The organism is Arenimonas terrae (genome assembly GCF_006265115.1).
In the GTDB taxonomy this organism is placed as follows: domain Bacteria; phylum Pseudomonadota; class Gammaproteobacteria; order Xanthomonadales; family Xanthomonadaceae; genus Arenimonas; species Arenimonas terrae.
Genome location: NZ_SMDR01000001.1, coordinates 654189 through 671362, shown reverse-complemented (window position 1 = coordinate 671362; position 17174 = coordinate 654189). Strand labels below are relative to the sequence as shown.

Sequence of the window (17174 nt, the reverse complement as noted above, 5' to 3'; positions counted from 1 at the left end):
CGGGACCGCGGCCGGGCTTGACCCGGGTCAATGCGGTGGCGCGGTCCGAGCGCGACCCTGTGCCCAGACCAACCCTCCGCGAGGTGCTCCATGGAATACCAGATCGACCTGGCCGGCGCGAAACCCGACCTCGGCGCCGCCCAGCAGACCCTTCATGCGATCGACCCGGCCGCCCTGATGGCCGTGGATTTCAGCGGCCGCCAGCTGCGTGTGGCCACGGTCCTGTCGGCCGAGGACCTGCGCGCCACCCTGCGCCGCGCCGGGCTGGAGGTGCGCGACAGCGACCTGCAGCGGCTGCCCTCGACTTGCTGCGGCGGCTGCGGCGGCTGATCGGGGGGCGCCGGACCGGCGCCACCCCGCGCACGCTCAGTCGCGCTTGACCAGCTCGACGCGGCGATTCTTGCCGCGGCTGGCCTCGTCGGTTTCCGGCACCAGCGGGCGGTCGGGGCCGAAGCCCTGCGCGGCCAGGCGGTCGGCGGCGATGCCCTTGCCGACCAGGGCGGCCTGCACGGCTTCCGCGCGCTGCCGCGACAGCTCACGGTTGCGCTCGGCGGTGCCGGTGCTGTCGGTGTGGCCGTCAATGGACAGCTTCAGCGCGGGATCGCCGGCCAGCAGCTTGGCGATCTCGTCGATCACCGGCGCGGCGTCCGGGCGCAGCGTGGCCTTGTCCAGGTCGAAGTTGATGTAGAGCGCGATGCGGCCGTCGGCGTCGAGTTTCTTCTTCATCTCGGCGGCATCCACGAAGCCGAGCTTGCTGGTCATGGCCTGGCGCTCGAGCACGACGACCTCGCCGTGCAGCGGGATCGCGCCGGTGCTGACCTGGATCCACCATTCCTTGCCGCCTTGTCGTATCAGGTAGGTGTGGTTCTCGCAGCCGTCGCTGGCGCAGGTGCCGTGGTAGTGGCGGTCGACCTTGTCGCGGCCGCCGAAGGCCTGCAGCGCTTCGTTCGTGTACTGGGTGGCGCTGACTTCGGCGCCGCCGAGCGCGGCGATGGCGTCGGCGTAGTTGCGCTGGAACTCGATGTCGCTGTATTCGCGCTGGTCCGGGTTGGTCAGCTGGAATCGGTCGCGGAAGACCTTGCCTTCCACCGCGACGATCTTTCCGCCGGCGATCATGTGCTCGCGGTCGAAGTTCTTGTTGCGGTCCTTGTCGTCGAGCGTGCTGACCAGGCCTTCGGGTTCCTTGAAGAAGGGGAAGGGCGGCAGGGTGGCGGAGGATTCGGCGACGCTGGCCGGGTCGAAATCGGCCTCTGCGGCCGGGGTCGAGGGATTCGGCTCGCCGACGGCGATGCCCTGCGGCGCTTGCGCGTTCGCGCCGCCTTCCGACGCGGACGTTTCGCCCTGGGCGCGGGCCTCGTCTTCGTAGCTCAGTTCGCTGACGCCGGCGGCAGTGGCTTCGGCGGCCGGCGGTGCGGATTCGGCGGCGCGCTCGGGCGCGGAAGCGGAAAGAGCGGGACCGGCATCGCTGGCCTGGCCGCAGGCGGCAAGACCGAGGGAAGCAGCAAGCAGCAGGGGCAGGCGCATGGATCGCTCCGGAGCAGGAAATGGGCGGCGGAACCACTTCGGTCGAGGCGGGACCGCGTCGGCGGGGGATGCCCGCATCCTAACCCGGAGGCTCCGGGACGGCGCGGGCCGCCCTGGCGGTCCCTTGGTTTCCATCGGCAATGGCCACATCATCCGGACATCCCCGCTGATTTACGGAGCAAGGCCATGGCCACCGGTTGGGCCGGCGACGGCGCCGTCCAGGACCAGATCGATGCCACCATCAAGGACGGCATCCAGCGCGTGCGCGACCAGCTGCCCCGGGGCCCCAGCCTCAAGCGCTGCGAGGAATGCGACGCGAAGATTCCCGAGGCCCGCCGCAAGGCGCTGCCCGGCGTGCGCCTGTGCGTGCCCTGCCAGGAAGAGCACGACAAGGAACAGGGCGTGAGCAGCGGCTACAACCGCCGCGGCAGCAAGGACAGCCAGCTGCGCTGAGCGTCCCGCGCGTCCGGGTTACAGGCCCAGCACCTCGCGGCCCTGGCGGAAGACGATGTCCACCGGAATGTCGGCCTGCTCGATGCGCTGCAGGTCCGACTGCAGGGCCGGGCCGATGTCGCCGAGTTCGTCCTGCAGGGCCTTGGCGCCGGCGTAGTCGCCGTCGCCCTGCAGGCTGAGGATCTTCGCCGACAGCGAATTGACCGCCGTTTCCATCTTCGCGAAATCCACGCGGTACAGGCCGGTGGCCTCGTCGCGGCTGAAGGCGCCTTCGCGCTGCAGCCAGTTGAAGGCGACCATGTTGGCCTGGCCGTGCGCGCTGGACGCCCCGAAGCGCACCGAGCGGAAGATGCCGGCCAGGAAGGTCACGTAGTTGTCGTTGCGCCTGGCCGCGTCGAGTTCGCCCATCTCGCCGAGCTTGCCGATCATGTACAGGCCCAGGATGTCGGCCTTGCCTTCCTCGTAGCTGCTGGCCAGGTCGGTCAGCGCCTCGCGCACCGTGCCCTTGCCGTCGAGCGTGTTCTTGATGCCCAGGCCGTGCGCGACCTCATGGAACATCACGTTCTCGAAGAAGGCGTCGAACGTGACGTGCCCGCGCTGGTCCTCGGCGATCAGCTGGGCCGAGATCGGCAGCATGATGGTGTCGAACTTGGCGCGCATCGCGTTCTTGAGCTGCAGCCGTCGCGAGCCCTTGGCCAGCTGCACTTCCTCGTCGTTGGGCAGGTTGATCGCGATGGTCTTGGCGCCGGCGTTGGCGTCGCCGCCGTAGTAGATGGCGTCGTAGGCGTTGAGGTCGGCGTCGGTGCCGGGCATTTCGGCCTTGTACCTGTCCTCGACCGGCAGGCCGCGCTGCAGCGCCGGCAGGTGCTGGGCGAACTTCGCCAGGCGCTCGCTCCATTCGACGTCCTTCACCAGCACGAAGGCCTCGAACGCGGCCTTGGTGCCGAACAGCGCGTCCTGGTAGCTCTCGATCGGGCCGATGACGACGTCGATCGGGCTGGTCTTCATGTCCATCCAGGCCATGTCGCTGGGCTGGTAGTCGTCGGTCTCGAGGGCGTCGGCGCGCAGCTTCAGGTAATTGCGGAAGCTCTCGTCGCTGGCGACGTCGGCGGCCTGGCGCAGCAGGCCGGCGGCCTGCCCGAGTTCGGCGGCGTATTCGACGTGGTAGGGCACCACCACCAGCTTGCCGCCTTCGTCGCGCGACAGGATCGTATACAGGCTGTCCTTGCCGGGCAGGTCGGCGGCGGCGAACTCTTCCTTGCTCATGTCGGCCGGATAGAAGCGCGCACCGGGCGGGCGCGGGCCGACGCCGTCGACGAAGGGCTGGTCGTTGTCCAGGCGGTCCCAGGGACCGTAGTTGATCTCGACGAAGCGGCGCGTGGCGTCGTCGCTGATCGAGGCCAGCAGGCCGTCCCTGTCGCCGTACACCTGCTTCCAGAACAGGCCGTCCATGATTTCGCCCGCCTGCAGCAGCAGACCGATCGCCTGGCGGTCGCCGTCGGCGAGGTGGGAGAGGTCGCTGGTCAGCGTCACCTCGGCATAGGCCGCGACCTTGGCGGCGACGTCGTTCGCGGGCTGCGCCGCGGCGGGGGCTTCGGCCTGCGCCGCCGGCGGCTGCGGCGCCTGCGCGGCGGGTTTGCAGGCGACCAGGCCGCTGCCGAGCGTGAGAGCGATGGCGAGGCTGAGGGGACGCAGGGACATGATGACTCTCCGGGACAGGACCGGCGCCCATGCTAGTCCCGCGAGGACATTCCGGCATCCCTGCCGGAAGTTGCGTCTGCGGCCTGGTCGGGACGGAAGTTCTGGGATCGTTTATTCGCTGAACGTGAGCTTTACTTTCGCTCGTAAGTGGCTGTGACTGATGGGGGATGCCGGGTCTCGTCGGCGCCCTTACTGTCGTCGGCCATGCCCACGTCCGTAATCATCGTCGACGATTTTCTCGACAACGCCCAGGCGCTCCGCGACGCGGCGCTGCGCCTGGACTATCCCGATGTTCGCGGCGCATTCCCGGGCCGCAACTCCGCCCAGCGCATCGAACTGCAGGGCCTGGACCAGCAGGTGTCGCGCCTGGTCGGGGAGCCGGTCGTGCCGATGCCGCCCAGCCAGGCCCACGGCAAGTTCCGCCTCGCCCTCGCCGGCGACCAGGGACGCGCGAAGGTGCACGTGGACACGGCGCACTGGTCGGGCATCCTCTACCTGAGTCGGCCGGAAGACTGCCGCGGCGGCACCGAGTTCTTCCGCCACCGGCCGACCAATACCGAACGTGCGCCGATCAGCGACGCCGAAAGCCGCGCCATGGGCCATCCTTCGGCCAAGCAGCTGATCAACGAGATCATCTCGCGCGACACCGTCGACGACAGCAAGTGGGACCTGACCATGCGCGTGCCGATGCGCTTCAACCGCCTGGTGCTGCTGCGGCCGTGGCTGTGGCATACCGCCGGCGAGGCCTTCGGCGATTCGCTGCACAACGGCCGGCTGGTCTACCTGATGTTCTTCGCCTCCGCGCGGCAGCAGCCCAGCTTCAACCCCTGAGCCGCACGCGGCGATTCAGCGGGCGAATTCGCCGAGCCGCCGGGCGTGCCGGGCCAGCGCCTCGCGCAGCCCCTCGGGCGCGATCACCCGGAAGGCAAACGGCAGCCGCGAGAGTTCGCGCGCCAGCCAGGCCAGGTCGTCCACCTGCACGCTCAGGCGCGTGCCCTCGGGTGTGGGCTCGAAGGTTCCCAGTTCGGGGAACAGGCAGCATTTGGCGTCGTCGAGGGAAGCGCACAGCAGCACTTCGGCGCGCTGGCTGCGCGGCATGTTGGCCAGCGACTCGGTCAGGTGCGCCAGCGCATCGAAACCTGTCGGGCGCAGGAAGCTGGCGGGCAGCAGGTCCACGCCGGTGATGCGGTCGAGCCGGAACGAACGCAGGCCCTGGCGCAGGTGGCAGTGGCCGGACACGTACCAGCGGCCGCTGCGCAGGGCCAGGCCGTAGGGATCGAAGTCGCGGGTGCTGTCCTCGCCGATCGCCGAGCGGTAGTGCAGGCGCACGCGCTGCTGGGCGCGGGCGGCGGTGCTGAGCAGGGACAGGGCGCGGTTGTCGCGCAGGGTGGTGCGCGTGTTCGCGTCCACCTTCACGGTTTCGTCGATGGCGCGGGCCTGCGCCCGCAGCGCGGCCGGCATCACCCGCTCGAGCTTGGCCTGGGCGCTGGCGATGGCCGGCGCCGATTCGGCCAGGCCCAGGCCGCGCGCCATCAGCAGGCCCAGGGACAGCGCCAGCGCCTCGTCGTTGCTGAACATCATCGGCGGCAGTTTGAAGCCGGGCACCAGGCCATAGCCGCCGTCGCGGCCGCGGCTGGCGATCAGCGGCACGCCGAGCGCCTCGAGCTGGGCGATGTAGCGGCGCACGGTGCGCCGGTCGATCTCCAGCGCCGACGCCAGTTCGGCGCCGCTGCACTGGCGCCGCGTCTGCAGCAGTTCCAGCAGGGCGAGCAGGCGGGTGGCGGGCGCAGCGGTCATGGGCGAGCAGGGTAGCACCCAATAGGGCGGAATCTGTCCTGTATGGATGTGAAGATCCTGCTCACTTCCTTGCGCAGGGGCGACACCGATGGACGCTGGCAATCCCCTGCTGCTGTTCGCCGTGCTGGTGCTGGGCATCGTGCTGCTGCCGGGCATGGACATGGCCTACATCCTGGCCAGTGCACTGCGGGCCGGCGCGCGCGGTGCCGCCGCGGCCGTTGCGGGTGTGGTGATGGGCGGCTTCGTGCACGTGCTGGTCGGCCTGGCTGGCGTCGCCCTGCTGCTGGCGACGGTGCCGGCCGCGTTCAACGGGCTGCTGTTCGCCGGCGCGTTTTACCTGGCCTGGGTCGGCGTCGATCTGATGCGCCATGGCGCCGGCGGCACGGGCGACGCGCAGGCGCCCGCGCGGCCCGCTGCGATCCTGCTGCGCGGCGCCGCCACCAACCTGCTCAATCCCAAGGCCTATCTGTTCATGCTGGCGGTGTTCCCGCAGTTCCTGCGTCCCGCCGACGGCCAGGTGGCGCTGCAGGCGGCAGTGCTGGCCGCGGTCATCGCCGCCACCCAGGTCGCCGTGTACGGCGCGATGGCCTGGCTGACGCTGCGCGCCTCGCGCGGGCTGGCGGCGCGACCGGCAGGCCGGCGCCTGCTCGGCCGGGCGGTGGGCGCGATGCTGGTGGCGATGGCCGTGCTGACCGTTGCCGGCGGCTGGCGCGGCGCGCCGTCGCCGGCCTTCGCCGCGCCCGCGCCGGCGCTCGACACCGCCTCCCCCGGATCCGCGTCGTCCCTGCCCAGGAGCACCCCATGAACACCGCCGTCGCCGATACTCCGGCCGCCACCCGCTGCGCCGTGGTCGAACTGCGCCAGTACACGCTCAAGCGCGGCCAGCGCGAGGCCCTGGTGTGGCTGTTCGAGAACTTCCTCATCGAACCGCAGGAAGCGGCCGGCATGCAGGTGATCGGGCAGTTCCAGGACCTGGACGATCCCGACCGTTTCGTCTGGCTGCGCGGATTCCCGGACATGGCGCGCCGGGCCGAGGCGCTGCAGGCCTTCTACGGTGGCCCGGTGTGGGCGGCGCACCGCGACGCCGCCAACGGCACGATGATCGATTCGGACGACGTGCTGCTGCTGCGGCCCGTCGGTTCCGGTTTTGCGCTCGACGGACTGGAACGGGCGGCGCGGGCAAGCGCACCGCGGTCGCCGGCACGGTTGGAAGCGGTCGTCTGTCCGGTCGAGGCGCACAGCGAGGAGCCGGTGCGGCGCTGGTTCGAAGCCCGGATCGCGCCCCAGCTGCGCGCGAACGGCGCCGAGGTGCTGGGCGCCTTCGCCACCGAGACCGCGGCCAACACCTTCCCGCGCCTGCCGGTGCGCGAGGGTGAACGGGTATTCGCCTGGTTCGCGCGCTTCGACAGCGCGGCCGCGCTGGCCGGATGGGAACAGCGGCGCGAATCGCTGGCCGACTGGCGTCGCGACGACGCGGCCCTTCGCGCCATGCTCGCCGGTCCGCCGGCGGTGCTGCGGCTGGCGCCCACGGCGCGCTCGCGGCTGGGTGCGCCGTGAGCGCGCGGCGGGGTCAGGCCGTGCGTGCGGCCGCGGTGTTCGTCCAGCCCAGCGCGTACTGCTCGAGCGCGGCCAGCATGGCCACCCCGGCTGCCTGCGCCATCAGGCCCAGCAGGCCAATGCCGCTGGGGTCGATCTGCGGCGACAGGGGCAGCAGCACGCTGGCCAGCACCCACAGCACGTTGCCGGCGATCACCACGCGCACGCCGGCCGGTGATGGCGACAGCCGGCGCGCCAGCACCAGCATGAAACCGGCGATCGGCAGCAGCACCAGGCCGGCAGCCAGCAGCAGGTCCGGGGGCAGCCGGGTCAGTTCGGCCAGCGGCGAGGTGGCGAAGATCAGCGCCGCACCCATGGCCAGGCAGGTGATGGCGTCGACGACCAGCAGGCGGCGAAGGATCAGCGGGAAACGGGCGGTGCGCATGGCAGCTTCCTCGAATGGGCCACGGGGCGTGGCGTTGGCGCAGATCGTGCGTTTCGTGTCGCCCGACGGCGATTACGTCCCAGGTAATGGCTGTCGCAATACGACGGAGGCTAGGCTGGACCCATGAACAAGAATCTCCCGGGCATCGGCCCACTCCTGCAGGTCTGGCGGCGCCGTCGGCGCATGAGTCAGCTCAAGCTCGCGATGGAGGTGGACGTGTCGCAGCGCCACCTGAGCTTCGTCGAATCCGGCCGCGCCTCACCCAGCCGCGACCTGGTGCTGCGGCTGTGCCGCGGCCTGGAGCTGCCGCCGCGCGAGCGCAATACGCTGCTGGTCGCCGCCGGCTACGCGCCGGCCGCGAACGAACGCAGCTTCGACGATCCGGGCCTGGCCAGCGCCCGCGTCGCGGTGGAGCGCATCCTCGCCGCGCACGACCCGCATCCGGCGTTGGCCGTTGACCGGCACTGGAACCTGCTGTCGGGCAACCGCGCGGCCTCGCTGCTTATGGCCGGCGTGGCGCCGGCGCTGGTCGCGGCGCCGGTGAACGTGCTGCGCCTGAGCCTGCATCCCGAAGGCCTGGGGCCGCGCGTCGGCAACTACCGGCAGTGGCGCGACCACGTCGTGCAGCGGCTCGAGCGCCAGCACACGCAGGCGCCGGATGCCGCGCTCGCCGACCTGGTCGACGAGATCCGCGCCTATCCGGTGCCGGCCGAAGCGCGGCCGCACCTGCGCGGCGGCAGCGATCCGCTGGCGGGGCTGGCGGTACCGTTCGAACTGCTGACCCCGCTGGGCACGCTGCGTTTCCTCAGCACCACCACGGTGTTCGGTACGGCGGTGGACGTGCTGCTGTCGGAGCTGGTGATCGAGGCCTTCTACCCGGCCGATGCCGAAACGGCCGAGCTGATGCGCCGCCTGTCGGGCAGCTGAGCCGGCGCAGGGCTCAGGCGTCCAGCGGGGGCAGGGCGTCGCTGCCGGCCGTGCGGTTGCGGCCGTCGTGTTTGGCGCGATACAGCGCGCGGTCCGCGGCCTCCAGCCATTCGCGCAGGCCCAGCGGCGCCGCGGGTGCCGGCGCCAGGCCGATGCTGACCGAGCCCTGCAGCCCCGGCGTGCGCGCGAACTGCAGCGCCGCCACGGCGCCGCGCAGCCGTTCGGCCACGTCCCGCGCCTGCGCCAGGCCGGCGGGCAGCGCGACCACGAACTCGTCGCCGCCGAGCCGGCCGGCGTGGCCGACGCCCTGCAGTTCGCGCCGCAGCAGGTCGGCGATGGCGCGCAGCACGTCGTCGCCGGCGCCGTGGCCGTAGCGGTCGTTGATGCCCTTGAAGCGGTCGGCATCGATCAGCATCAGCGTCGCCGGCTCGCCGCTGGCCTGGTGGCGCTGCAGCAGGGCCAGCGACTGCTCTTCCCAGTGGCTGCGGCTGTCGAGGCCGGTGAGGGCGTCGCGCTGGTTCAGCGCTTCGAGCAGCAGGTTCTGCTGCTGCACGCGGCGCACCAGCTGGTAGCTGCTCAGGCTCACCGCGAGGGTGTGGATGACCAGGATCGGCAGGCTGGCCATCATCACCGTCAGGCTGGTCACCGGCGCGAACGCGAAGCCGGTGAGCAGGCCGCCGGCGACGATCGCCAGCAGCATGCCCGGCAGCGAGCGCAGCCACAGGCCGCGGATGCCGGAGTTGATCTTGTCGGCCGACACCACCGCCAGCAGCACCACCGAGGGCATCAGGTTGAAGTGCATCAGCGGCACCCAGCTGCCGGCGAAGAACGAGTCGAGCACGAAGTTGCGCAGCTCGGCGCGGAAGGGGTCGGCGCTGCGCCGCGCCAGCAGGTAGGCCAGGTGCGGCCAGAGGAAACAGCCCAGGCCCATCCACGCCCAGACCGGCCAGGGCGAGTCCAGCTCGCGCATCACCGCGATCAGCGGCAGCGCCGCCAGGCCCATGCCGAGCACGCGGAACCGGTAGGTGCGCCGCGGCAGCGACCGCAGCCGCACCGCCCGGGTTTCCCGGGGCGGGGCGGCGACGGCGCTGGCCGGTGACTCGTCGGACATTCGGGGCTCCGAGGGCAGGGGCGAGGATAGCGGAATCAAGCATGCAAGGTTCGTGCCGACGCCGGGCTGGAGTTCGCCGCCGCCGCCCCCAGATCGGGAGGCCCACCCCACGGATTCCCGCATGGTCCCCCTGTCCATCCTCGACCTCGCGCCCGTCACCGAAGGCAGCACGCCGGCGCGCACCTTCGCCAATACGCTGGACCTGGCGCGCCATGCCGAACGCCTGGGCTACCGCCGCTACTGGCTGGCCGAACACCACAACATGCCGGGCATCGCCAGCGCCGCGACCGCGGTGCTGATCGGCCATGTCGCGGCGGGCACCACATCCATCCGCGTCGGTTCCGGCGGCGTGATGCTGCCCAACCACGCGCCGCTGCAGGTGGCCGAGCAGTTCGGCACGCTGGGCACGCTGTTCCCGGGCCGCATCGACCTGGGCCTGGGGCGCGCGCCCGGCACCGACCAGGCCGCCGCGAAAGCGCTGCGCCGCTACTACCAGAACGCCGACGAGTTCCCGTCCGACGTCGCCGAGCTGCTGGCCTACTTCGAACCCGCGCGACCCGGGCAGGCCGTGCGCGCGGTGCCGGGCGAGGGGGTAGAGGTGCAGGCCTGGATCCTGGGGTCGAGCCTGTTCGGTGCGCGGCTGGCGGCGGCGATGGGCCTGCCCTATGCGTTCGCCTCGCACTTCGCGCCGGATGCGCTCGACACGGCGGTCGCGATCTACCGCCGCGAGTTCCGGCCCTCGGCACGCCTGGCTGCGCCGCACGTGATGCTGGCGCTGAACGTGGTCGCCGCTGCCGACGACGCCGAGGCGGGCCGCCTGTTCACGACCCAGCAGCAGGCTTTCGTCAACCTGCGCCGCGGCGCGCCGGGGCTGGTGCCGCCGCCGCTGGCCAGCGCCGCAGCGATCGACGACTACTGTTCGGCACACGAGAAGCAGGGCATCGACGCCGCGCTCGCCTGTGCCGTTGTTGGCGGGCTGCAGACCGCGCGCGCCGGACTGCGCGACTTCATCCAGCGCCACCGGCCCGACGAGCTGATGCTGACCGCGAACATCTTCGACCACGCGGCGCGCCTGCGATCGTTCGAACTGGCCATGGCGGCCGCCGGCTGAAAACAGGAAGGCCGCCCCTTCCGGAGCGGCCTTCGCTGCCGCGGGGCTCAGCGCTGCCAGGCGACCGTGTTGTCCTGCAGGCGCACGTCCACCAGCACGCGGACATTCCGGCCCGGACGCGTCTGCGTCACCGCGTGGTAGGTCTGGCCGGCGTAGCGGTAGGTAACGTTGTAGCCGCCCTGGCCGGAGTAGCGGTTGCGGTCCTGGGTGGTGCGACAACGGCGGACGGTGCCGGCATCGTCGCGATAGCGGTCGTGGCCGTCCGCGGTCCCGACCTTGCTGCCGAGCATGCCGCCGATGACGGCACCGGCGACCGTCGCGGCGGTTCGGCCGTTGCCGTCGCCGACCTGGTTGCCGAGCGCACCGCCCACGACCGCCCCGACCACCGCACCGCCGACGTTGCGGCGGCTGTTGTCCTCGTAAAGGCGGCCGCTGTCGTCGCGGAAATACTGGTCGTCGTAGCGGTTGGACTGTTCGTTCCAGCACTCCTGGCGCTGGTAGCTGCTGCCGCGGCCCTGCAGCGATTCCACGCGCATTACCTGGGCCATGTCGCTGCGAGGGGCGTAGTCGGCGTACCGGTTGCCGTCGCGGTTGCGGTCGTCGTAACGACCGTTGTGGCGATCGTCGTAGCGGTTGTCGTCGCGCGGATCGTCGTAGCGTGGTTGGCCATACTGCTGGGCCGCGGCAGGCAGGGTGGCGGCCGTGGCGATGGCGAGCGTGAGCAGGCTGAGGCTGAGGCGTTTCATGGTGCGGTACTCCTGGCGCGAGAGCGCGCCGATGCGGCGGTGCCGCGCATGCGCGGCAGGCCCTCACGATGGTCCTCCGGCCGCGTTCCGTCGGTGCGTTGGCGCACCGAGCCCGGTGGCCAGGCCGGCTCCACGGCGCAGCTCGGCAGCCGCCGAGCGCAGGGCCGCGGGCGTCGGCCCCGCGCGGCGTGGCGAGGACAAGCCGGGCGCTACGGCGTGCGGGGTGCGCGGACAGGGTGGCGACCTCCTCACGGTCCGGGCGCCGGCCCGAACGCCCTTCGGCAGGTTACGGCGTCGGGGCCTTCGGTTAATCTGGCGCCATGCCCCCCCGGTATGTCATTCCATGAGGCGTCGCCTGCCCCGGGCGCGCCGCGCCCTCGTCTGGCTCGCGCTGATGGCGCTGCCGCTGGCGCTCTGCCTGTCGCTGTCCTACCTGCTGAGCCTGCAGCACTTCCGCGGCAGTGCGCTCGAGCTCGCGGACGCGCATGCGCGCCGCATCACCGAGATCCTGCGCAGCGGCGATGCGCTGCTGGCCCAGCTGGAGGCGGAAACCGCCGGCCGCTGCGATGCCGGCACCATCCTGGCCATGCGCGAGGCGGTATTCCACAGCCGCTACTTCCGCGAGGCGGGCATCGAGCAGGACGGCAACCTGGTCTGCACCAGCGAAGGCATGCTGCCGCCGCTGTTCGACATCCCCAACGCCGGGCGCACCCCGGCGGGCCGCGTCGGCGCCATGGAGATGCTGGCGCCGACCAAGACCATCCGCGGCGGCCGGTCCCTGATCCTCAACCGGCCGCTGCGCGAGGATCGTCGCCATTTCATCAACCTGCTGCTCGACCCGCAGGTGCTGTCCGAAGTGCTCGACCCGCGCGAGGGCGTGCAGTCGGGCACCTTCCTGGACGACGCGGAAAGCGGAACCCTGGTGCGACTGGGCGGCGATGCCTCCATACCCGGCCCGGAGGCCCGCCGGCCTGGCCTTCACCGCACTGGCCAGGGCCTCGTCGCGGTCGCGCGGGCCGGGCCGTTCCCGATCTACAGCGTGCGCGCCGTCAGCGACGCCAGCATTGGCCGCCATTGGCGCACCCAGGTGCAGCCGGCGGCGGCGGTGGGCTTCCTGTTCTCGGCGCTGGCGTTCTGGTTGCTGCGCCGCTACCTGCCGCGCGCGGACGCGATCGACGAGCTGCGCGAGGGCATCGCCGCCGGCGAACTGTACGTGGTCTACCAGCCTATCCTGGACGGCCGCGATGGCCGCATCGTCGGCGCCGAGGCGCTGGCGCGCTGGCAGCATCCTCGGCGCGGCCCGGTGATGCCCGACCAGTTCATCCCGCTGGCCGAGACCTCGGGGCTGATCGTGCCGATGACCGAGGGGCTGCTAAGGCAGGTGCGCGACGACCTGGCGATGCTCGAGCCGCTGCCGCCGGGATTCCGCATCAGCGTCAATCTTGCCCAGGCGCATTTCGCTGACGACCGGCTGCTGGGCTGCCTGGACCGGGTGTTCGGGCCCGGGCCGACCCTGGGTCACCTGGGCTTCGAGATCACCGAGCGCGAGCTGCTGTCGAACGTCGCCGTGCAGGCCCGCACCGTGGTCGAGGAGCTGACGCGGCGCGGCGCCGAGGTGTCGCTGGACGATTTTGGCACCGGTTATTCGGGACTCAGCCACCTGCGCCACCTGCCGCTGCATTCGATCAAGATCGACCGCAGCTTCGTCTGGGCGCTGGACACCGAGGCGGTCACGGCCAGCCTGGTGGAGAGCATCGTGGTGCTGGCGCGCTCGCTCAACCTGGGCCTGGTGGCCGAAGGCGTGGAGACCGAGGCCCAGCGCGAGCGGCTCAATGCCCTGGGCGTGGTGCTGCACCAGGGCTGGCTGTACGCCCGCGCCGAGCCGGCCGCCGCGCTCAAGGCGCGGCTGGTCCAAACCGCGGAACCGGCGGCATGAGGCGCCGGACGCGTAAGATCGGCACTTTGCCGTCGCCGACCTTTCCGCCATGAAAACCCCCAAGGGCCTCCAGCCCCTGATCGACGACGGCGTGATCGACGAGGTGCTGCGCCCGCTCAAGAGCGGCAAGGAAGCCTCCGTCTACGTGGTTCGCTCCGGCGACCAGGTGCTGTGCGCCAAGGTCTACAAGGACATGGCCCAGCGCAGCTTCCAGGCCCGCGTCATCTACCAGGAAGGCCGCAAGGTGCGCGGCAGCCGCCAGCAGCGGGCCATGGGCAAGGCGACGAAATTCGGCAAGCGCGAGGCCGAAACGGCCTGGAAGAACACCGAAGTGGACGCGCTCTACCGCCTGGCCGATGCCGGCGTGCGGGTACCGGCGCCGCGGGGTTATTTCCACGGCGTGCTGCTGATGGCGCTGGTGACCGACGCTGAAGGTCACAGTGCGCCGCGGCTGGGCGAAGTCGCGCTCGAGCCCGAACAGGCGCGCGACTTCCACGCGGCCCTGGTGCGTGACATGGTGCGCATGCTCTGTCTGGGCCTGATCCACGGCGACCTGTCCGAATACAACGTGCTGGTGGCGGCCGACGGCCCGGTGCTGATCGACTTCCCGCAGGTGCTCAGCGCCGCCGGCAACAATGCCGCCCGGGCCCTGCTGCTGCGCGACGTGCACAACCTGCGCGACAGCCTCGGCCGGTTCGCGCCCGAGCTGGCCGGCACGCACTTCGGCGAGGAGATGTGGGCGCTGTACGAAAAGGGCGAGCTGCGCCCGGACAGCGCGCTCACCGGCGCCTTCGCCTTCGACGAACGTGCGGCCGACGTCGGCGCCGTCCTGCATTCGATCGAGGATGCCCGCCAGGAGGCGATCATCCGCCAGCAGGGCCGCGAGGCGGCCGCGCAGGAGTGATCGGGATGAAACGAAGACTGATCCTCGCGGTATTGATCGTGCTGGCCTGGCTGGCCTATTTCGCCTGGCAGGGCCGCAGCATCTCGGCCCTGACCGGCACATGATCGACCGGCTGCCGCCGCCGATGCGGACGGCGCTGGAGTCGGCCTACGCCGTCCCGGTCCGCGCCTACCACCATTTTGGCCATGCGCTGGACGTGCTGGCCGAAGTGGACGCACTGGCCGGAACGCCCGGCTGGCGCCAGCCGCGCGAAGTGCAGCTGGCCGCGCTCTACCACGATGCCGTCTACGAGCCCGGGCGGCGCGACAACGAAGTGCGATCGGCCGCACTGGCCCGCGAACACATCGCCCGCTGGCTTCCGGACGAAGGCCTGGACGCCGGGCGCGTCGCCGACTTGATCGAACTCACCGCCCGCCACGGTCGGCTGCGGCCCGGCGACGTGGACGAGGAAGCGGCGCGTTTCCTGGACTGCGACATGGCCATCCTGGGCGCGGAGCCGGCGCGCTTCGACGCCTACGACCGCGGTATCGCCGCTGAGTACCGCGGCCGGGTACCCGGCTGGCTGTTCAAGCTCAATCGCCGCCGTTTCCTGAAGTCGCTGCTAGTGGGCGAGCGCATCTTCCTGAGCGACCACGTCCACGCGCGCCTGGACGCGGCGGCCCGCGCCAAACTGCGGCGGGCCGTCACTCACAAGCAGTAGCCGGGCGGGGGCGGGTCCGGCCGCCCGTTCTGTGACCGCCTTGGTGGGCGGGCCGGGGCGGCTTGGGCTAGATTGCGGGGGTCAACCAGCCCGGAAGGGGGCTTCGATGGGCGGCGAGTCCGGCGCGAGAGCGCGCATCCTGGTCGTGGACGACTCCAAGCTGATGCGCAAGGCGGCGCTGAAGATGCTGGGCGACGAGTTCGACGTGATCACGGCCGACGACGGCGTCGACGCCTGGGCGCTGCTGGAACAGGACGCCTCGATCCGGGTCGTCTTCACCGACCTCAACATGCCGCGCCTGGACGGCTACGAGCTGCTCAAGCGCGTGCGCGGCGCCGAGGACCCGGGCGTGCAGGGCCTGCCCGTGATCGTCGTCACCGGCGCGGAGAACGACGAGGCGGCGCGCATGCAGGCGCTGGACACCGGCGCCACCGACTTCATCACCAAACCCTTCACCACCAGCGACCTGGTGGCGCGCGCCCGCGCCCACGCCACCCACCAGCGCGTGACCCGCGCGCTGCAGGCGCAGTCCATGCTCGACAGCCTGACCGGACTGGCCAACAAGGCCGGCCTGCTCGACCGCCTGCAGCAGGACATCGCCTACGCGCGCCGGCACAACCAGCCGCTGAGCCTGGTGCGGCTGGAGCTCGAGGATTTCCGGCGCTTCTTCCTCTACTACGGCCGCGAGTTGGCCGATGCGCTGGTGCTGCAGGTTGCCCGCCTGGTGCGCGCCCGCATCCGCAAGGAAGACACCGCCGCCCGTATCGGCCTGGGCGGCTTCGCGCTGTCGCTGCCGGGCGGCCAGGCCGAGGGCATCGCCGGCATGATCGAGCGCCTGCGCGCGGAGATCAGCGCCCACGCGCCCCGGGACGAAGAAGGCAACATTATCGAGGTGGCGCTGCGCGCCGCCGTGCTGGCGCCCGACCTGAGCGCCGGGCCCGGTGCCCAGGCCGTGTTCGACCAGTGCCAGGCCCAGCTGGAGGCCACCGCCGTGGCGCTGCCGCTGCCGCGTGCTGCGCCAGAGGTTCCGCCCGCGCCGGCCGTTGCCGAGGGCGCGGCAGCCCCCGTCGCCGTGGCGGCGGGCGAGCTGGCCGCGACGTCCATCGTGGCACCCGTCGCGTCGGAGCAAGCGGTCGAATCGGCTCCTGTCACCATGGGGGTGCCGGCGCCTGCCGCCCCGGTGGTCGCGGCAGCGACGGCGGCCGCTCCGCCGGCGGCCGCCGCAGTGCCTGCGCCGGCGCCCACTGAACCGCTGCGCCTGGATCCGCTGTTCGACCAGCTCGCGCGCGGCGACAGCCAGCCGATCCTGCAGAAGCTGCCGCAGGTGATCACCCGCCTGCTGCCGCTGTTCCGACTGCTGGGCCCGAACCAGCGCGCCCAGCTCATCCAGTTCCTGCAGAAGCTCGGTTAGGCCGGGTCCATCACCCGCGCCAGGCCCGAGACGCGGATCGAGCCGCCGCGCTCGGGGCCGATCTCGGCGCGCAGGCGCGAACGCTGGCCCATGTCCTCGCCCTGCACCAGAGTGATGCTGCCGCCGTGCGGCCAGCCGAGGTCGCGCAGGTAACCGGCAAGCGCGGCGGTCGAGGCGCCGGTGGCGGGATCTTCGTACACGCCGCCGGAGGCGAAGGCATTGCGGGTGTGGAAGTGGCGCTCGTTCTCGGCGTGGGCGAGGGCGATGGTGACCAGCCCGTGTTCGGCCATCAGCCGGCGGCCGGCCTCAAGCCCGTAGCGCATGGCGCGCAGCGCGCCGCGGTCGCGCAGCGCCAGCAGGATATGATCGGCGCCGCCATGGATGCGCGCGGGCGGCAGGCGCGGGTCGAGGTCGCCGGGCACGTAGCCGAACAGGGCGAGCGCCTCGGCCAGCAGCGCCGGTGACGCCGCTTCGCTGCGGGTGGGCGGCGACTGCAGGGCGGCGGCGAACTGGCCGCCAGGCTCGCGGCGGCCTTCGACGGTGATGCGCGCCTCATTGAGCGACAGCGCGAACACGCCGTCGCCGTGGTCCATTGCCAGCGCCGCGCCCAGCGCGATGGTGGCGTGGCCGCAGAAGGGCACTTCCGATTCCGGCGAAAAGTAGCGGACGCGGAAGCCGTCGGCGACCGGCGCCGCGAAGGCGGTTTCCGAGAAGCCGACCTCGGCGGCGATGCGCTGCATGTCGGCGGCGCGGGGAAGCTCGCCGGATACGAAAACGCCGGCGGGATTCCCGCCAGTCGGGCCATCGGAAAAAGCGGCGATGCGGCGCAGGCTCAAGGGTGGTCATCCGGCCAGTGAGTGGAGGCCATTCTG

Annotated in this window: 18 protein-coding genes; 11 read left to right on the top strand and 7 right to left on the bottom strand. The window is 71.6% G+C overall.

The features are described from left to right. The first annotated feature begins 90 nt into the window (after positions 1–90). Positions 91–330 carry a hypothetical protein gene (locus E1B00_RS03215; protein ID WP_139445612.1) on the top strand — a complete coding sequence of 80 codons (240 nt, stop codon included), beginning with the start codon at positions 91–93 and terminating at the stop codon, positions 328–330. Between the two features lie 36 nt (positions 331–366). On the opposite strand, the gene E1B00_RS03210 is transcribed toward E1B00_RS03215, so the two are convergent. Further along, positions 367–1524 (bottom strand): OmpA family protein, encoded by a 1158-nt coding sequence (locus E1B00_RS03210; protein ID WP_176693105.1) that lies wholly within the window; start codon positions 1522–1524, stop codon positions 367–369. Between the two features lie 186 nt (positions 1525–1710). Between E1B00_RS03210 and E1B00_RS03205 the strand changes: the two genes are divergently transcribed. Then, the gene (locus E1B00_RS03205) at positions 1711–1977 is read left to right on the top strand and encodes a DksA/TraR family C4-type zinc finger protein (RefSeq protein WP_139445606.1); all 267 of its coding nucleotides are present in this window, start codon (positions 1711–1713) and stop codon (positions 1975–1977) included. An 18-nt stretch (positions 1978–1995) separates the two neighbouring features. Here the strand turns inward: E1B00_RS03205 and E1B00_RS03200 are convergent, their stop codons facing one another. Beyond that, positions 1996–3678 (bottom strand): dipeptidyl-peptidase 3 family protein, encoded by a 1683-nt coding sequence (locus E1B00_RS03200; protein WP_139445603.1) that lies wholly within the window; start codon positions 3676–3678, stop codon positions 1996–1998. A 204-nt stretch (positions 3679–3882) separates the two neighbouring features. On the opposite strand from E1B00_RS03200, the gene E1B00_RS03195 reads away from it, so the two are divergent. After that, positions 3883–4509, top strand: coding sequence for a DUF6445 family protein (locus E1B00_RS03195; protein ID WP_139445601.1), 627 nt, complete (start codon positions 3883–3885; stop codon positions 4507–4509). A 15-nt stretch (positions 4510–4524) separates the two neighbouring features. Here E1B00_RS03195 and E1B00_RS03190 read toward each other — a convergent pair whose 3' ends face one another. Next, complete coding sequence (locus tag E1B00_RS03190; protein WP_139445598.1) at positions 4525–5475, bottom strand: helix-turn-helix transcriptional regulator; 951 nt, start codon at positions 5473–5475, stop codon at positions 4525–4527. 88 nt (positions 5476–5563) lie between these two features. Here E1B00_RS03190 and E1B00_RS03185 point away from each other — a divergent pair, with 88 nt between their 5' ends. Together E1B00_RS03185 and E1B00_RS03180 are read left to right on the top strand one after the other, a co-directional pair. Beyond that, positions 5564–6280, top strand: coding sequence for a LysE family translocator (locus E1B00_RS03185; protein ID WP_139445595.1), 717 nt, complete (start codon positions 5564–5566; stop codon positions 6278–6280). Beyond that, a complete protein-coding gene (locus tag E1B00_RS03180; RefSeq protein ID WP_139445591.1) occupies positions 6277–7032 on the top strand; it encodes an NIPSNAP family protein in 756 nt (251 codons plus the stop codon). The genes E1B00_RS03185 and E1B00_RS03180 overlap by 4 nt, the downstream gene beginning before the upstream one ends. A 13-nt stretch (positions 7033–7045) precedes the next feature. On the opposite strand, the gene E1B00_RS03175 is transcribed toward E1B00_RS03180, so the two are convergent. After that, complete coding sequence (locus E1B00_RS03175; protein WP_139445589.1) at positions 7046–7456, bottom strand: hypothetical protein; 411 nt, start codon at positions 7454–7456, stop codon at positions 7046–7048. A 123-nt stretch (positions 7457–7579) separates the two neighbouring features. Between E1B00_RS03175 and E1B00_RS03170 the strand changes: the two genes are divergently transcribed. Next, entirely contained in the window at positions 7580–8383 is an 804-nt protein-coding gene (locus E1B00_RS03170; protein ID WP_139445586.1) for a helix-turn-helix domain-containing protein, read from the top strand. Between the two features lie 13 nt (positions 8384–8396). Here E1B00_RS03170 and E1B00_RS03165 read toward each other — a convergent pair whose 3' ends face one another. After that, positions 8397–9494, bottom strand: coding sequence for a diguanylate cyclase (locus E1B00_RS03165; RefSeq protein WP_176693104.1), 1098 nt, complete (start codon positions 9492–9494; stop codon positions 8397–8399). 121 nt (positions 9495–9615) lie between these two features. On the opposite strand from E1B00_RS03165, the gene E1B00_RS03160 reads away from it, so the two are divergent. Next, positions 9616–10605: an LLM class flavin-dependent oxidoreductase gene (locus E1B00_RS03160; protein ID WP_139445580.1), complete on the top strand. Its 990-nt coding sequence runs from the start codon at positions 9616–9618 to the stop codon at positions 10603–10605. Positions 10606–10652: 47 nt separating this feature from the next. Here E1B00_RS03160 and E1B00_RS03155 read toward each other — a convergent pair whose 3' ends face one another. Next, positions 10653–11351: a glycine zipper 2TM domain-containing protein gene (locus tag E1B00_RS03155; protein WP_139445579.1), complete on the bottom strand. Its 699-nt coding sequence runs from the start codon at positions 11349–11351 to the stop codon at positions 10653–10655. Positions 11352–11694: 343 nt separating this feature from the next. Here E1B00_RS03155 and E1B00_RS03150 point away from each other — a divergent pair, with 343 nt between their 5' ends. The 4 genes from E1B00_RS03150 (at position 11695) to E1B00_RS03135 (ending at position 16302) form a co-directional block, all read left to right on the top strand. Continuing rightward, on the top strand, positions 11695–13287 hold the full coding sequence (locus E1B00_RS03150; protein ID WP_176693103.1) for an EAL domain-containing protein: 1593 nt from the start codon (positions 11695–11697) through the stop codon (positions 13285–13287). A 49-nt stretch (positions 13288–13336) separates the two neighbouring features. Continuing rightward, positions 13337–14191, top strand: a complete 855-nt coding sequence (locus E1B00_RS03145; protein WP_139445573.1) for a PA4780 family RIO1-like protein kinase — start codon at positions 13337–13339, stop codon at positions 14189–14191. 100 nt (positions 14192–14291) lie between these two features. Next, complete coding sequence (locus E1B00_RS03140) at positions 14292–14891, top strand: HD domain-containing protein (RefSeq protein ID WP_139445566.1); 600 nt, start codon at positions 14292–14294, stop codon at positions 14889–14891. A gap of 106 nt (positions 14892–14997) precedes the next feature. After that, a complete protein-coding gene (locus tag E1B00_RS03135; RefSeq protein ID WP_139445563.1) occupies positions 14998–16302 on the top strand; it encodes a GGDEF domain-containing response regulator in 1305 nt (434 codons plus the stop codon). Here E1B00_RS03135 and E1B00_RS03130 read toward each other — a convergent pair. Further along, positions 16299–17138 carry a PhzF family phenazine biosynthesis protein gene (locus E1B00_RS03130; protein WP_139445549.1) on the bottom strand — a complete coding sequence of 280 codons (840 nt, stop codon included), beginning with the start codon at positions 17136–17138 and terminating at the stop codon, positions 16299–16301. The two genes, E1B00_RS03135 and E1B00_RS03130, sit on opposite strands and share 4 nt — an antisense overlap. Between the last annotated feature and the right edge of the window lie 36 nt (positions 17139–17174).

Excerpts from the sequence above, each read along its gene's own strand:
- E1B00_RS03145 (WP_139445573.1), top strand. The coding sequence starts at position 13,337 with ATGAAAACCCCCAAGGGCCTCCAGCCCCTGATCGACGACGGCGTGATC.
- E1B00_RS03135 (WP_139445563.1), top strand. The coding sequence starts at position 14,998 with ATGGGCGGCGAGTCCGGCGCGAGAGCGCGCATCCTGGTCGTGGACGAC.
- E1B00_RS03180 (WP_139445591.1), top strand. The coding sequence starts at position 6,277 with ATGAACACCGCCGTCGCCGATACTCCGGCCGCCACCCGCTGCGCCGTG.
- E1B00_RS03160 (WP_139445580.1), top strand. The coding sequence starts at position 9,616 with ATGGTCCCCCTGTCCATCCTCGACCTCGCGCCCGTCACCGAAGGCAGC.
- E1B00_RS03185 (WP_139445595.1), top strand. The coding sequence starts at position 5,564 with ATGGACGCTGGCAATCCCCTGCTGCTGTTCGCCGTGCTGGTGCTGGGC.
- E1B00_RS03210 (WP_176693105.1), bottom strand. The coding sequence starts at position 1,524 with ATGCGCCTGCCCCTGCTGCTTGCTGCTTCCCTCGGTCTTGCCGCCTGC.
- E1B00_RS03170 (WP_139445586.1), top strand. The coding sequence starts at position 7,580 with ATGAACAAGAATCTCCCGGGCATCGGCCCACTCCTGCAGGTCTGGCGG.
- E1B00_RS03165 (WP_176693104.1), bottom strand. The coding sequence starts at position 9,494 with ATGTCCGACGAGTCACCGGCCAGCGCCGTCGCCGCCCCGCCCCGGGAA.
- E1B00_RS03190 (WP_139445598.1), bottom strand. The coding sequence starts at position 5,475 with ATGACCGCTGCGCCCGCCACCCGCCTGCTCGCCCTGCTGGAACTGCTG.
- E1B00_RS03205 (WP_139445606.1), top strand. The coding sequence starts at position 1,711 with ATGGCCACCGGTTGGGCCGGCGACGGCGCCGTCCAGGACCAGATCGAT.
- E1B00_RS03175 (WP_139445589.1), bottom strand. The coding sequence starts at position 7,456 with ATGCGCACCGCCCGTTTCCCGCTGATCCTTCGCCGCCTGCTGGTCGTC.
- E1B00_RS03155 (WP_139445579.1), bottom strand. The coding sequence starts at position 11,351 with ATGAAACGCCTCAGCCTCAGCCTGCTCACGCTCGCCATCGCCACGGCC.
- E1B00_RS03215 (WP_139445612.1), top strand. The coding sequence starts at position 91 with ATGGAATACCAGATCGACCTGGCCGGCGCGAAACCCGACCTCGGCGCC.
- E1B00_RS03200 (WP_139445603.1), bottom strand. The coding sequence starts at position 3,678 with ATGTCCCTGCGTCCCCTCAGCCTCGCCATCGCTCTCACGCTCGGCAGC.
- E1B00_RS03140 (WP_139445566.1), top strand. The coding sequence starts at position 14,292 with ATGATCGACCGGCTGCCGCCGCCGATGCGGACGGCGCTGGAGTCGGCC.
- E1B00_RS03195 (WP_139445601.1), top strand. The coding sequence starts at position 3,883 with ATGCCCACGTCCGTAATCATCGTCGACGATTTTCTCGACAACGCCCAG.
- E1B00_RS03150 (WP_176693103.1), top strand. The coding sequence starts at position 11,695 with ATGAGGCGTCGCCTGCCCCGGGCGCGCCGCGCCCTCGTCTGGCTCGCG.